Source organism: Streptomyces sp. H27-D2 (assembly GCF_035828615.1).
Taxonomy (GTDB): Bacteria; Actinomycetota; Actinomycetes; order Streptomycetales; family Streptomycetaceae; genus Streptomyces.
The window spans coordinates 1-14,222 of record NZ_JAYMZR010000022.1; the positions used below are offsets into that span (position 1 = coordinate 1).

Here is a 14,222-nt window from a genome sequence, read left to right on the forward strand (position 1 = left end):
TGTATTTGTGGGCCGCCAGGCCCGTAAATATACGGTCCAGGACCTACCGCCCCGCAGGCCCCGACCCCGCACCACACTCACACCCGCACAAAGCCCCGCCCCATGCGTACGAATAGCCCGTACAGCGCTGCGAAACCCGTGCCCCCTGTCCTCCGCCCGCCCCCGCGAGTAGGCTCCCGCCTCTGTCGTCTGCTTGGAGGCACGGATGGCCCTCGGCGCCACATCCACCCCGGTACGAACCGCCCGAACGGCCCGCACCGCCCGCCGGTTGTCGGCCATGGTGGCCACCGCCGCACTGACGGCGACCCTCGGGGTGGCGTCGCAACCCGCGCACGCCGGGCCACCGGACCGCGCGGCCGACCGCGCGCCCGATCGCGCGACGCCCGGCGCGGCCCCCCGCACGCCCGCGAAGACGCCGGTGGCCACCGGCTACGGCGGCGCGGTCGCCAGCGTGGACGCGGACGCCTCGGCCGCCGGGATCGAAGTGTTGCGGCAGGGCGGCAACGCGGTGGACGCAGCGGTCGCGACGGCCGCGGCGCTCGGCGTCACCGAGCCGTACTCGTCGGGGATCGGGGGCGGCGGCTACTTCGTCTACTACGACGCGAAGCACCGCTCGGTGCACACCGTCGACGGCCGCGAGACCGCGCCGCGCAGCGCGGACAAGGACCTGTTCCTGGAGGACGGCAAGCCGCTCCCGTTCGAGGCCGCCGTCACCAGCGGCCTCAGCGTCGGCGCGCCGGGCACCCCCGCGACCTGGAAGGCCGCGCTCGACGCGTGGGGCAGCCGGCCGCTCGGACGGCTGCTGAAGCCCGCCGAGCGGCTCGCGCGGAACGGTTTCACGGTCGATGAGACCTTCCGCAAGCAGACCGCCGACAATCAGGCGCGCTTCGCGGACTTCCCCGCCAGCGCCGAACTGTTCCTGCCGAACGGGCAGCCGCCGAAGCCCGGTTCGACCTTCACCAACCCAGATCTGGCCCGTACCTACGCCGAGTTGGGCAAGAAGGGCGTCGGCGCGATCTACCGCGGCGGGCTCGGCCGCGACATCGTGCGGACCGTACGGAAGCCGCCGGTCGCCCCGGACGCCGAGCGCGTGGTGCGGCCCGGCGACCTGACCGCCGCCGACCTGCGGGCCTACGGGACGAAGCGGCAGGCGCCGACCCGGACCTCGTACCGGGGCCTCGACGTCTACGGCATGGGGCCGTCCTCGTCGGGCGGGACCAGCGTCGCCGAGGCGCTCAACATCCTGGAGAAGAGCGACGTCTCGAAGCTCAGCCGGAAGCAGTACCTGCACCGCTACATCGAGGCGAGCCGGATCGCCTTCGCCGACCGGGGCCGCTGGGTCGGCGACCCGGCCTTCGAGGACGTGCCGACCAAGGGCCTGCTCTCGCAGCGCTTCGCCGACTCCCGCGGCTGCCTGATCAAGGACGACGCCGTGCTGACCAGCCCGCTCCCGCCGGGCGACCCGCGCCACCCGGCCGCCTGCGGCAGCTCGGGACCGGCCGCGCCGACGACGTTCGAGGGCGAGAACACCACGCACCTGACGGCCGCCGACAAGTGGGGCAACGTCGTCGCCTACACCCTGACCATCGAGTCGACCGGCGGCAGCGGCATCACCGTGCCCGGACGCGGCTTCCTGCTCAACAACGAGCTGACCGACTTCTCCTTCGCGCCGGCCAGCCCGGCCGTGCACGACCCGAACCTGCCCGGTCCGGGCAAGCGCCCGCGCTCCTCGATGTCCCCGACGATCGTCCTCGACCGCGGCCGCCCGCTGGTCGCCCTCGGCTCGCCGGGCGGCGCGACCATCATCACGACCGTGCTGCAGACCCTCACCGGCCATCTGGACCGCGGGCTGCCGCTCGTCGACGCCATCGCGGCCCCGCGCGCCAGCCAGCGCAACGCGGCGGCCACCGAGCTGGAACCGGGCCTGTGGGACAGCCCGGTCAGGGGACAACTGGAGGCGCTGGGCCACGTCTTCAAGCAGAACCCGGAGATCGGCGCGGCGACCGGCGTGCAGCGGCTGCCGGACGGACGCTGGCGGGCCGCGGCCGAAAAGGTACGGCGCGGCGGCGGTTCGGCCATGGTCGTCCACCCCAGCGGCCGTAACTGACGCGGAAGTCATTGCCCGGAGTGCGCTCCGTCGGTAGGAAGGAGCGATGCGCGCGCCCGCTTGCCGAGGAGGACCCTGTGGACACCCGTGGTGACCGGACCCTGCTCCTGACCGTGAACGGCGACAAACGTGAAGTGGCCGACGCGGACACGCGGGCCACCCTGCTCGACGTCCTGCGCGAGCGCCTCGGCCTGACCGGGGCGAAGAAGGGCTGCGACCGGGGGGAGTGCGGGGCCTGCACCGTGCACCTCGACGGGCGGCGGGTGCTGTCCTGCCTGACCCTGGCCGTGGCCGCGCAGCACACCGAGGTGACCACGGTCGAGGGGCTGGCCGACGAGGGCAGGCCGCACCCGATGCAGCGGGCGTTCCACGAGAACGACGCCTTCCAGTGCGGCTTCTGCACCCCCGGGCAGCTGATGTCCGCCGTCGCCTGCGTACGGGAGGGGCACACCGGCTCGGCGGCCGAGATCCGCGAGTGGATGAGCGGCAACCTCTGCCGCTGCGCCGCCTATCCGCAGATCACGGCGGCCGTCGAGCAGGTGGCCCGGGCGGAGCGCTCCGGAACGCGGCCAGACGCGCCCGCCGTCGAGGAGCCGCCCACCGAAGAGCCGTCCGCCGCAGCGAAGGGCGGTGCGGCGTGAAGGACTTCAGCTACGTCAATGCGGCCGACACCGAGACGGCTCTCGCCGCGCTGCGCACCCACGGCACCCAGCTGCTGGCCGGCGGCACCGAGCTGCTCAACTGGCTCAAGGAGGGCATCGAGGCCCCCGAGCAACTGGTGGACATCACCGGGCTGCCGCTCGCCGGCATCGCGCCGGGACCGCACGGACAGCTGCGCATCGGCGCGCTCGCGCGGATGAGCGACGTCGCCGCGCACCCCACCGTCGTACGGGAGCACCCGGCGCTCGCCGAGTCGCTGCTGCTCTCCGCCTCGGCCCAGCTGCGCAACATGGCGACGATCGGCGGCAACCTGCAACAGCGCACCCGCTGCCCGTACTTCCGCGCCGAGACCGCGCTGCCCTGCAACAAGCGCGACCCCGGTTCGGGCTGCGCCGCGCTGGAGTCGGGCGACACCGCCGAGCAGGCCGTCTTCGGCTGGACCCCGGACTGCGTGGCGACGCACCCCTCCGACCTCGCCGTCGCGCTCGCCGCCCTCGACGCGACCGTGCTGCTGCGCGGTCCCGGCGGCGATCGGCGGGTGCCCGCCGACACCTTCCACCTCACCCCGGAGCAGGCCCCGCCGGAGCGGCACACGGTGCTCGCCGTCGACGAGCTGATCACCGGCATCGAACTGCCGGGCGGCGGGTCGGGGCGGCTGTCGCACTACCTCAAGCTCCGCCGGCGGTCCTCGTACGAATTCGCGCTGGTCTCGGCCGCCGCGGTCGTGGAACTCACCGGCGGCCCGCGCGGAGCCGAGATCGTCTCGGCGCGGATCGCACTCGGCGGGGTCGCGCACCGTCCCTGGCGGCTCACCGCCGCCGAGGAGGCGCTGCGCGGCCTGGCAGCCGACGACCTGCCCGCGCTGCGCGCCGCCGTAGCGGCCTCGTTCACCGACGCCCGTCCACTGCCGGACAACGCGTACAAGATCGAACTCGCCCAGCGCGCGGCCGTCCGCGCGCTGCGGAACGCGGTACGGCGTCGCCCCGCTCGCCCGGAAGCGGAAGGAAGTCCGCGATGAACGACACGTCCGTACCCGCGTCGCCCTTACCCGGCTCGGCACCGGCCTCGCTACCGACCTCGACACCCGCCTCGCCCCTCGTATCCGCGCCGGCCTCCGGGTGGCCGCACGCATCGCGCCCCGCCTCCGCCGCCATCCCGGCCGGCCTGCGCCGGCCCGACGGCCCGGCCAAGCTGACCGGCGCGGCCCGCTACTCCGGCGACACCCCGGCCGACGGCGCCGCGTACGCCGTCCTGGTCGGGGCCACCGTCGCCCGGGGCCGGGTCGCCGAGCTGGACACCGCGGCGGCCCGCGGCGCGCCCGGTGTCACCGCGGTGCTCACGGCGGCCGACCTGCCGGACCTCGGCGCGGCCCCGCTCGCGCACTCGGTGGTCCCGATGCAGCGGGCGCTGGACGGCGCGGTGCGCTACGAGGGGCAGCCGATCGCGATCGTGCTCGCGAAGAGCTGGGAGCAGGCGCGCTACGCGGCCGGGCTGGTACGGGCCGGGTACGCCGACGTACGGCCCGCCGTGACCTTCGAGGAGGCCGAGGACGAACAGGAGCGCGGGCCGGTGATGTCGCCCGCCGACGAGCGCAAGGGCGACGTGGCGGCGGGCCTCGCGGCGGCGCACACCACCGTCTCGGCTGCCTACAGCACCGCCGACCGGCACCACAGCCCCATCGAGCCGTCCGCGACGCACGCCCGCTGGGACGGCGAGAGGCTGACCGTGCACGACTCCGTGCAGTCGGTCTCGCTGACCCGGCAGGCGCTCGCCGCGGCCTTCGGCGTCCCGGCCGAGCAGGTCCGGGTGATCTCGCCGTACGTCGGCGGCGGCTTCGGCTGCAAGGGCTACATCTGGCCGCACCAGATCCTCGCGGCGGCGGCGGCCCTGGTCACCGGCCGGCCGGTCAAGCTGCAATTGACCCGCGCGCAGATGTTCACCGCGTGCGGGCACCAGCCGGTGACCCGGCAGACCGTCTCGCTGGGCGCGGACGCCGAGGGGCGGCTCACCGCCCTGCGGCACACCTCGGCCAACGCCACCTCGCGGGACGACGACCACGCCGAGTACACGACCGACGCCAGCACCTGGATGTACGCGAGCCCCGCGATCGAGGTCCGGCGGCGCGTCCGGCACACCGACCGGCCGCAGCCGACGCCGATGCGGGCCCCGCACGTGGGGCTCGGGATGTTCGCGCTGGAGTCGGCGATGGACGAGCTGGCGTACGCGGCCGGGATCGACCCGGTCGAGCTGCGGCTGCGCAACGAGCCCGAGACGGACCCGCTGACCGGCCGCCCGTTCTCGTCCCGCAAGCAGCGCGAATGCCTGCGCGAGGGAGCCGAGCGCTTCGGCTGGGCGGCCCGTACGTCCGAGCCCCGCTCGATGCGCGCGGGGGACGAGCTGATCGGCTGGGGCATGGCCGCCGCGACCATGGACACCTTCCGCTTCCCGTCCACGGCGCGGGTGGGCATCGACGCCGAGGGCCGGGTGCGGGTGGAGACCGGCACCCAGGAGATCGGCACCGGGCTGCCGGGCGTGATCGCGGGCATCGCCGCCGAGGTGCTCGGCGCCGACCCCCGCGCGGTCGAGGTGCGGATCGGCGACACCCTGCTGCCGCCCGCCGCGATGACGGCCGGCTCCTCCGCCACCATCGGCGTCGGCTCGGCCGTGCACGCGGCGGCGAGCGCGCTGCGCGAGAAGCTGGACGGCCCGGTAGCGCCCGCGACCGGCCCCGGAGCGCGGGAGCCGGGCGCGGACGGCTATCTGGAGGCCGAGGCGACCTGGGCCCCGGAGGAGAGCGCCGACCCCGGGGGCCGGTCCACCACCTACTCGATGCACACCTACGGCGCGGTCTTCGTCGAGGTACGGGTCGACGAAGAGCTGGGCCTGGTGCGGATGGAGCGCTGCACCGGGGTCTACGCGGCGGGCCGGATCGTCAATCCGCTGACCGCGCGCAGTCAGATGACCGGCGGCATCGCCTGGGGCCTCGGCCAGGCACTGCTGGAGGAGTCCCGGTTCGACGCGCGCCTGGGCCGGTTCCGGTCCAAGAACCTCGCGGGCTACGTGGTTCCGGTGAACGCGGACATCCGTGATCTCGACGTGTCGTTCGTGGACGACCACGATCCGCACGCGAGCGCCCTCGGGGCGAAGGGCATCGGCGAGCTGGGCGCGGTCGGCGTCTCGGCGGCGATCGTCAACGCCGTCTTCCACGCGACGGGGGTACGCGTGCGAAACCTGCCGGTCGGCATCGCCGACCTGCTGGGGTGATCAGGACCGCCGGGCAGGGCCTGGCCGGCGGAGGTGAGCCTGCGGGGGCAGGGCTCCGACCCCGGCCTTGAGCGCCGTCGCGGCGCCGGCCGGGGCCCGGGGCGGTCTCAGAGCTTCGTCAGCTTGGGGTACGGCCGGGTGATGCGCTGCTGGTGGGAACCGAAGTCGACGAGCACTGCGATCTCGTCCTCGACGCCGATCACACGGCCGAGACCGTACAGGTCGTGCGTCACTCGGTCCCCGGTGTCGAACTGCTCCACGGGCTTTGCAGCGGGGGCGTTGAAGGGGCTGGAGGGCAGGTAGCGGCGGGGCACGGTTGATTTCGTCATCACTGCCAGTATGCGCCTGCCGGGGCCCGAGCCGAGCCCGAGTGCGCAGACCTTGGCAGCGACCGGCCCCCGATGCATGTTGGGGGTAGCCCCCGGCCAGGCTCCGGGGAAGGCCCGGATCGCCTGTGGGAGCGGTGATCCCCAGTGTTTGGAGCGCCCAGGAAGACAGCGATTACGATCCGGTACCGGAGGCTCCCCGTGGCCGCGAGCATCGCGTATCAGACCCATGCGTTCCGGTCGATCGGTACGTCCTCGGCGCCGCTCGCCTCCTTCGCACGGTTCGTCGTCTGCGGCGGCGGAGTGGGGCTGGCGTCGAGCTGGCTGCTGGTGCTGCTGGCCGACCGGATGCCGCCGGCCCTCGCCGCCGCGGGAGTGACGGTCGTCTCGACGCTGCTGGCGACCGAACTGCACGGCCGCTTCTCCTTCCGCAGCGAGCACACCGGCCGGCGCCGCCACCTCCAGTCCGCGCTGACCGTCGCCGCCGCCTCCCTGGTCACCACCGGCGCGCTGCTGTGCCTGCACGCGCTGCGGCCCGACCCCGGGGCGATATGGGTGCAGAGCGTCTATCTCGGGGCGTCCGCCGCCGCCGGGGTCGGCCGGTTCCTGGTGCTGCGCGCGGTCGTCTTCTCCACCGGCTCGCACCGCTTCTCCACCGGTTCGCACCGTGCCCGTTCGCTGCCCGGGGGAGCATGGTCGCCGCCGGCCGAGCGGCGCGGCGCGGCTGCCGTGCGGGCATCAGAAATATGATCGACTTCGTCGCTTGACGACGATGGTCTTGCCACGGTGGGTGACGGGCTCTACGGTCGCATCCACACGCGTAGATCAGCTTTGCGCACCCGCTTTACAGCCTGGCTGACGCCCCGGCAAAGGAGCAGCTCATGGCCAATGTTGTCCGCGCCGCACTGGTCCAGGCGACCTGGACCGGCGATACCGAGTCGATGATCGCCAAGCACGAGGAGCACGCCCGCGAGGCGGCCCGCCAGGGCGCCCGGGTGATCGGTTTCCAGGAGGTCTTCAACGCGCCGTACTTCTGCCAGGTGCAGGAGCCCGAGCACTACCGCTGGGCGGAGGCGGTTCCGGACGGGCCGACCGTGCAGCGGATGCGGGCGCTCGCCCGCGAGACCGGCATGGTCGTCATCGTGCCCGTCTTCGAGATCGAGCAGCCCGGTGTCTACTACAACACCGCCGCCGTGATCGACGCCGACGGCAGCGTGCTCGGCACCTATCGCAAGCACCACATCCCGCAGGTCAAGGGCTTCTGGGAGAAGTACTACTTCAAGCCGGGCCAGCAGGGCTTCCCGGTCTTCGACACCGCCGTCGGCAAGGTCGGCGTCTACATCTGCTACGACCGGCACTTCCCCGAGGGCTGGCGGGCGCTCGGCCTCAACGGCGCGCAGCTCGTCTACAACCCCTCCGCCACCTCGCGCGGCCTCTCCAGCCACCTCTGGCAGCTCGAACAGCCCGCGGCGGCCGTCGCCAACGAGTACTTCGTCGCCGCGATCAACCGGGTCGGCGTCGAGGAGTACGGCGACAACGACTTCTACGGCACGAGCTATTTCGTCGACCCGCGCGGTCAGTTCGTCGGCGAGGTCGCCAGTGACAAGGCGGAGGAGCTCGTCGTCCGCGATCTCGACTTCGAGCTGATCGACGAGGTACGACAGCAATGGGCGTTCTACCGGGACCGCCGCCCCGACGCGTACGAGGGACTGGTGCGGCCGTGACCGATCTGCACGCCAGGCACCAGGCCGTCCTGCCGGACTGGCTCGCGCTCTACTACGACCGCCCGATCGAGATCACCCACGGCGAGGGCCGGCACGTCTGGGACGCCGAGGGCAACCGCTACCTCGACTTCTTCGGCGGCATCCTCACCACGATGACCGCGCACGCGCTGCCCGAGGTCACCAAGGCGATCAGCGAGCAGGCCGCCCGCATCGTCCACTCCTCGACGCTCTACCTCGACCGCCCCATGGTCGAGCTCGCCGAGCGCGTCGCGACCCTCTCCGGAATCCCGGACGCCCGCGTCTTCTTCACCACCTCGGGCACCGAGGCCAACGACACCGCGCTGCTGCTCGCCAGCAGTTACCGCCGGTCCAACCAGATCCTGGCGATGCGCAACAGCTACCACGGCCGCTCCTTCAGCACCGTCGGCATCACCGGCAACAGCTCCTGGTCGCCGACCAGCCTCTCCCCGTTGCAGACGCTGTACGTGCACGGCGGCGTCCGCTCGCGCGGCCCGTTCGCGCACCTCACGGACGCGGAGTTCATCGCGGCCTGCGTCGCGGACCTGGAGGACCTGCTCGGCCAGACCCGCAATGTCGCGGCGCTGATCGCCGAGCCCGTCCAGGGCGTCGGCGGCTTCACCATGCCGCCCGACGGCCTGTACGCCGCGTTCCGCGAAGTCCTCGACCGGCACGGCATCCTCTGGATCAGCGATGAGGTGCAGACCGGCTGGGGCCGCACCGGCGAGCACTTCTGGGGCTGGCAGGCACACGCCGCGAGCGGGCCGCCGGACATCCTCACCTTCGCCAAGGGCATCGGCAACGGCATGTCCATCGGCGGCGTCGTCGCCCGCGCCGAGGTCATGAACTGCCTCGACAGCAACTCCATCTCCACCTTCGGCGGCAGCCCCGTCACCATGGCCGCCGGCCTCGCCAACCTCACCTACCTGCTGGAACACGACCTCCAAGGCAACGCCCGGCGGGTCGGCGGGCTGCTCATCGAGCGGCTGCGGGCCGCCGTCGCGGGCCTCGGGATCGTCCGCGAGGTGCGCGGCCGGGGCCTGATGATCGGCATCGAGCTGGTGAAGCCCGGCACCGACGAGCCCTCGCCCGAGGCAGCCGCGGCCGTCCTGGAGGCCGCGCGCGAGGGCGGGCTGCTGATCGGCAAGGGCGGCGGGCACAACAGCAGCGTGCTGCGCGTCGCCCCGCCGCTGACGCTGAACATCAGCGAGGCCGAGGAGGGCGCCGCGATCCTGGAAGCCGCGCTGTACACCGTGGAGTCCGCACAGGCGGCGCAAGCGGCGCAGGACGCGCGCACCGGGCCGAGCAGGCGGGCCGCGCGCTCCGTACCGGAAGGGACACACCGATGACCCGCACCCTGATCCGCGGCGGCCTCGTCGTCACCGCCGCCGACGAGACGCACGCCGACGTCCTCATCGAGGACGGCCGCGTCGCCGCCCTCGCCGCGCACGGCTCCGCGTGCGCGGAAGGCTGGAGCGCCGAGCGCACGATCGACGCGACGGGGAAGTACGTCATCCCCGGCGGCGTCGACGGCCACACCCACATGGACTTCCCGTTCGGCGGCACCTTCTCGTCCGACACCTTCGAGACCGGCACCCGGGCCGCGGCCTGGGGCGGCACCACCACGATCGTGGACTTCGCCGTGCAGACGAAGGGGCAGGCGCTGCGTGAGGGCCTCGACCTCTGGCACGCCAAGTCCGACGCCCAGTGCGCGATCGACTACGGCTTCCACATGATCCTCTCCGACGTCAATGAGCACACGCTCAAGGAGATGGACCTGCTGGTCGCCGAGGGGATCACGTCCTTCAAGCTGTTCATGGCCTACCCCGGCGTCTTCTACAGCGACGACGGCCAGATCCTGCGCGCGATGCAGCGCGCCGCCGCCAACGGTGGGCTGATCATGATGCACGCGGAGAACGGCATCGCCATCGACGTCCTCGTCGAACAGGCCCTCGCCGCGGGCCGCACCGACCCGCGCTACCACGGCGAGGTCCGCAAGGCGCTGCTGGAGGCCGAGGCGACGCACCGGGCCATCCAGCTCGCCCGGGTCGCGGGCGCCCCGCTCTACGTCGTGCACGTCTCCGCCGAGGAAGCGCTCGCCGAACTGACCGCCGCCCGTGACCTGGGCCTCAACGTCTTCGGCGAGACCTGTCCGCAGTACCTCTTCCTGTCCACCGACAACCTCGCCGAGCCGGACTTCGAGGGCGCCAAATACGTCTGCAGCACCCCCCTGCGACCGCGCGAGCACCAGAGCGCGCTCTGGCGCGGCCTGCGCACCAACGACCTGCAAGTGGTCTCCACCGACCACTGCCCGTTCTGCTTCAGCGGCCAGAAGGAGCTGGGGCGCGGCGACTTCTCCAAGATCCCCAACGGGATGCCAGGCGTCGAGCACCGGATGGACCTGCTGCACCAGGCCGTCGTGGACGGGCACATCTCGCGCCGCCGCTGGATCGAGATCGCCTGCGCCACCCCCGCCCGGATGTTCGGCCTCTACCCGCGCAAGGGCACCATCGCGCCGGGCGCCGACGCGGACATCGTGATCTACGACCCGCACGCCGAGCAGGTGCTCTCCGTCGAGACGCACCACATGAACGTCGACTACTCGGCGTACGAGGGCAAGCGGATCACCGGCCGGGTCGAGACGGTCCTCTCCCGCGGCGAACCCGTCATCGAGAGCCGGGAGTTCACCGGCCGGGCCGGCCACGGCCAGTACCTCCCGCGCGGCACCTGCCAGTACCTGATCTGACAGCTGATCCGACATCCGACCTGATATCCGTTCCGCAATCCGAAAGGGGCCGGGTCATGGACTTCGGACTCGTCCTGCAGGCCGATCCGCCCGCCTCGGCCGTCGTCGGCCTGATGCGGCGCGCCGAGCGCAACGGCTTCCGCTACGGCTGGACCTTCGACTCCGCCGTGCTGTGGCAGGAGCCGTTCGTCATCTACAGCCGCGTCCTGGAGCACACCGAACGGCTGATCGTCGGCCCGATGGTCACCAATCCCGGCACCCGCACCTGGGAGGTGACCGCCTCCACCTTCGCGACCCTCAACGAGATGTACGGCAACCGCACCGTCTGCGGCATCGGCCGGGGCGACTCCGCGATGCGCGTCGCGGGCCGCAAACCCAACACGCTGGCCCGGCTCGGCGAGGCGATGGGCGTCATCCGCGACCTCGCCGAGGGCCGCGAGGCGCAGGTCGACGGCTCCGCGCTGCGGCTGCCGTGGGTGCGGGACGGCAAACTGCCCATCTGGATGGCGGCCTACGGCCCCAAGGCCCTCGCGCTGGCCGGCGAGAAGGCCGACGGCTTCATCCTGCAACTCGCCGACCCCTACCTCACCGAGTGGATGATCAAGTCCGTACGGACCGCCGCGTCGGACGCGGGCCGCGACCCGGACGCGGTCAAGATCTGCGTCGCAGCCCCCGCCTACGTGGGCGACGGCACCCCCGAATCGCTGGCCCACGCCCGTGAGCAGTGCCGCTGGTTCGGCGGCATGGTCGGCAACCACGTCGCCGACCTGGTCACCCGCTACGGCGAGCACTCCGGCCTGGTCCCCGAGGAGTTGACCGAGTACATCAAAAAGCGGCAGGGCTACGACTACGCCCACCACGGCCGCTCGGGCAACCCGGACACGGCGTTCGTACCGGACTCGATCGTGGACCGCTTCTGCCTGCTGGGCCCGCCCGAGGCGCACATCGAGAAGCTCAGGGCGCTGCGGTCGCTGGGCGTCGACCAGTTCGCGGTCTACGCGATGCATGACGCGAAGGAGTCGACGATCGACGCTTATGGGGAGGTCGTCATTCCGGCGCTGAACTGAGCGGTGCTGAGCGGATGCTCACAACCGCCGGGCCGTCGGCGACACCGGGGCCGTCCGGGCTGCGGGGGCGTCACGGCCGGCGGTTGTACATCTCCAGCGTCGCCTTCGCCGTGGAGGCGTCCTGGAAGGTCAGCTCCCACGGCCCGGGCCGTCCACGATCCCGCTCCGCTCTCCATCACGGCAGCCGCCTCGCCCCTGGCCGTCTCCGGCCACGCGGGCCGCAGCGGACGGGCTTCCTCCGGCGGACGGGCCTCCTCCGTACGATCCGTACCGCGAGCCTCGACCTGGGCCCGCAGCGCGTTCCCGTGCCGGAGGCCACCCGACCCCTGCCGCAAGGAGCCACCCGCATGTTCACTACCCGCCCCACCCTCCAAGGCACCTTCGGGATGGCCTCGTCCACCCACTGGCTGGCCTCACAGTCCGCGATGGCGGTCCTGGAGAGCGGCGGCAACGCCTACGACGCCGCCGTCGCGGCCGGGTTCGTGCTGCATGTCGTCGAGCCGCACCTCAACGGGCCGGCCGGAGAAGTGCCGATCATCCTCGCTCCGGCGGGCGGCGAGCCCACCGTCATCTGCGGCCAGGGCCCGGCCCCCGCCGGGGCCACGGTCGAGCACTACACCTCGCTCGGCCTGCACCTGGTCCCCGGCACCGGGCCGCTCGCCGCCGCCGTACCCGGCGCGTTCGACGCCTGGATGCTGCTGCTCCGCGACCACGGGACCCAGTCCCTCGCCGAAGTCCTCCACTACGCCATCGGGTACGCGGAGGACGGCCACCCGCCCGTCGAGCGGGTCGGCCGGACCGTCGAGACGGTCCGCGAGCTGTTCGAGAACGAATGGCCCAGCTCCGCCGAGGTCTATCTGCCCGGCGGCGAGTCCCCGGCCGAGGGCACGCTCTTCAAGAACCCCGTCCTGGGCGCCACCTGGCGTCGGGTCATCGTCGAGGCGGCAGCGGCGGGACCGGACAGGATCGCGCAGATCGACGCGGCCCGGCGGATCTGGCGGCAGGGCTTCATAGCCGAGGCGCTCGTCGAGTTCGCCGCCCGCCCCACGATGGACACCAGCGGCGAGCGGCACGCGGGCACACTGTCGGCGGCGGACCTCGCCGGCTGGTCCGCGACGTACGAGGCCCCGGCGACGTACGACTGGAACGGCTGGACCGTCTGCAAGGCGGGCCCCTGGTCGCAGGGCCCGGCCTTCCTCCAGCAGCTCGCGCTGCTCCCCGAGGGAGCCGACGGACCGGACGGGCTGCGGATCGGCTCCCCGGAGTACGTCCACACCCTCGTCGAGGGCAGCAAGCTCGCGATGGCCGACCGCGAGGCCTGGTACGGCGACGCGGAGGACGCCGCGAACGTCCCGCTGGACGCGCTGCTGTCCGCCGAGTACAACACCGCGCGGCGCGCCCTGATCACCGACGAGGCCTCCTACGAGCTGCGCCCGGGCAGCCCCGACGGCCGCAAGCCGCGGCTGAGCAAGCACGCCGGAGCGGTGGCCGACGGCGAGCAGGGCTTCGACGCGATGGACATCCCCGGAGCGGGGGCGGGGGCCGGAGCGGGGGAGCCGACCGTCGCCGAGGACGGCGCGACCCGCGGCGACACCTGCCACGTCGACGTCGTCGACCGCTGGGGCAACATGGTCGCCGCGACCCCCAGCGGCGGCTGGCTCCAGTCCAACCCGGTGGTGCCCGCCCTCGGCTTCCCGCTCGGCACCCGCCTCCAGATGGCCTGGCTGGAGCACGGCCTGCCCAACTCCCTCACCCCCGGCCGCCGCCCGCGCACCACCCTCACCCCGTCCCTCGCGCTGCGCGACGGCGTCCCGGTGCTCGCCTTCGGCACCCCTGGCGGCGACCAGCAGGACCAGTGGTCGCTGCACTTCTTCCTCGCCGTGGCGCTCGGCGAGCGGGTCCGCGGCGGACTGGACCTCCAGGGTGCGATCGATGCCCCGAACTGGCACCAGGACAGCTTCCCCGGCTCCTTCTACCCGCGCGGCATGCGCCCCGGCAGCGTCACCGTCGAGGCCCGGATCGGCGACGAGGTGATCGAGGAACTGCGCCGCCGCGGACACGACGTAACGGTCGGCGACCCCTGGTCAGAGGGCCGCCTGTGCGCGGTCGCGCGCGACCCGCGGACCGGGGTGCTCTCGGCTGCGGCGAATCCGCGCGGGATGCAGGGGTATGCGGTGGGCCGCTGAGGCCTGGCCGGCCGGGCGTTTGGGTGTCTGCGGCCGGATGCCCGGGGGTGTCCTCAAGCTCCCCCAGCCTTCGGCCGGGAGGTGCCCCCAGGCGCTTGAGGACAGCGCGGCCGCAGGGCGCGTA

11 protein-coding genes are annotated in these 14,222 nt (G+C 73.0%); 10 read left to right on the plus strand and 1 reads right to left on the minus strand.

Features of this window, described 5'->3' with window-relative positions:
* The first annotated feature begins 205 nt into the window (after nucleotides 1-205).
* From ggt to QMK28_RS11465, 4 genes are all read left to right on the plus strand, one after another.
* Complete coding sequence (gene ggt / locus QMK28_RS11450; protein WP_443050675.1) at nucleotides 206-2,107, plus strand: gamma-glutamyltransferase; 1,902 nt, start codon at nucleotides 206-208, stop codon at nucleotides 2,105-2,107.
* A 77-nt stretch (nucleotides 2,108-2,184) separates the two neighbouring features.
* The gene (locus QMK28_RS11455; protein WP_326436976.1) at nucleotides 2,185-2,748 is read left to right on the plus strand and encodes a (2Fe-2S)-binding protein; all 564 of its coding nucleotides are present in this window, start codon (nucleotides 2,185-2,187) and stop codon (nucleotides 2,746-2,748) included.
* Complete coding sequence (locus QMK28_RS11460; RefSeq protein ID WP_326436977.1) at nucleotides 2,745-3,785, plus strand: FAD binding domain-containing protein; 1,041 nt, start codon at nucleotides 2,745-2,747, stop codon at nucleotides 3,783-3,785. The genes QMK28_RS11455 and QMK28_RS11460 overlap by 4 nt, the downstream gene beginning before the upstream one ends.
* Nucleotides 3,782-6,031, plus strand: a complete 2,250-nt coding sequence (locus tag QMK28_RS11465; protein WP_326436978.1) for a xanthine dehydrogenase family protein molybdopterin-binding subunit — start codon at nucleotides 3,782-3,784, stop codon at nucleotides 6,029-6,031. Before QMK28_RS11460 ends, QMK28_RS11465 begins: the two co-directional genes overlap by 4 nt.
* A 107-nt stretch (nucleotides 6,032-6,138) precedes the next feature.
* On the opposite strand, the gene QMK28_RS11470 is transcribed toward QMK28_RS11465, so the two are convergent.
* Nucleotides 6,139-6,360: a hypothetical protein gene (locus QMK28_RS11470; protein WP_326436979.1), complete on the minus strand. Its 222-nt coding sequence runs from the start codon at nucleotides 6,358-6,360 to the stop codon at nucleotides 6,139-6,141.
* 198 nt (nucleotides 6,361-6,558) lie between these two features.
* Between QMK28_RS11470 and QMK28_RS11475 the strand changes: the two genes are divergently transcribed.
* From QMK28_RS11475 to QMK28_RS11500, 6 genes are all read left to right on the plus strand, one after another.
* The gene (locus QMK28_RS11475) at nucleotides 6,559-7,107 is read left to right on the plus strand and encodes a hypothetical protein (protein WP_326436980.1); all 549 of its coding nucleotides are present in this window, start codon (nucleotides 6,559-6,561) and stop codon (nucleotides 7,105-7,107) included.
* Between the two features lie 131 nt (nucleotides 7,108-7,238).
* Complete coding sequence (locus tag QMK28_RS11480; protein WP_326436981.1) at nucleotides 7,239-8,081, plus strand: nitrilase-related carbon-nitrogen hydrolase; 843 nt, start codon at nucleotides 7,239-7,241, stop codon at nucleotides 8,079-8,081.
* The gene (locus tag QMK28_RS11485) at nucleotides 8,078-9,448 is read left to right on the plus strand and encodes an aspartate aminotransferase family protein (protein ID WP_326436982.1); all 1,371 of its coding nucleotides are present in this window, start codon (nucleotides 8,078-8,080) and stop codon (nucleotides 9,446-9,448) included. Before QMK28_RS11480 ends, QMK28_RS11485 begins: the two co-directional genes overlap by 4 nt.
* The gene (hydA, locus tag QMK28_RS11490) at nucleotides 9,445-10,845 is read left to right on the plus strand and encodes a dihydropyrimidinase (protein ID WP_326436983.1); all 1,401 of its coding nucleotides are present in this window, start codon (nucleotides 9,445-9,447) and stop codon (nucleotides 10,843-10,845) included. Before QMK28_RS11485 ends, hydA begins: the two co-directional genes overlap by 4 nt.
* Before the next feature lie 56 nt (nucleotides 10,846-10,901).
* Nucleotides 10,902-11,912: a TIGR03842 family LLM class F420-dependent oxidoreductase gene (locus QMK28_RS11495; RefSeq protein ID WP_326436984.1), complete on the plus strand. Its 1,011-nt coding sequence runs from the start codon at nucleotides 10,902-10,904 to the stop codon at nucleotides 11,910-11,912.
* A gap of 347 nt (nucleotides 11,913-12,259) precedes the next feature.
* Nucleotides 12,260-14,098, plus strand: a complete 1,839-nt coding sequence (locus QMK28_RS11500; RefSeq protein ID WP_326436985.1) for a gamma-glutamyltransferase family protein — start codon at nucleotides 12,260-12,262, stop codon at nucleotides 14,096-14,098.
* Nucleotides 14,099-14,222 lie beyond the last annotated feature (124 nt).

What these genes read in the sequence shown, in the direction of transcription:
- ggt (WP_443050675.1), top strand. Translation starts at nt 206, where the DNA reads ATGGCCCTCGGCGCCACATCCACCCCGGTACGAACCGCCCGAACGGCC.
- QMK28_RS11465 (WP_326436978.1), top strand. Translation starts at nt 3,782, where the DNA reads ATGAACGACACGTCCGTACCCGCGTCGCCCTTACCCGGCTCGGCACCG.
- QMK28_RS11470 (WP_326436979.1), bottom strand. Translation starts at nt 6,360, where the DNA reads ATGACGAAATCAACCGTGCCCCGCCGCTACCTGCCCTCCAGCCCCTTC.
- QMK28_RS11480 (WP_326436981.1), top strand. Translation starts at nt 7,239, where the DNA reads ATGGCCAATGTTGTCCGCGCCGCACTGGTCCAGGCGACCTGGACCGGC.
- hydA (WP_326436983.1), top strand. Translation starts at nt 9,445, where the DNA reads ATGACCCGCACCCTGATCCGCGGCGGCCTCGTCGTCACCGCCGCCGAC.
- QMK28_RS11495 (WP_326436984.1), top strand. Translation starts at nt 10,902, where the DNA reads ATGGACTTCGGACTCGTCCTGCAGGCCGATCCGCCCGCCTCGGCCGTC.
- QMK28_RS11500 (WP_326436985.1), top strand. Translation starts at nt 12,260, where the DNA reads ATGTTCACTACCCGCCCCACCCTCCAAGGCACCTTCGGGATGGCCTCG.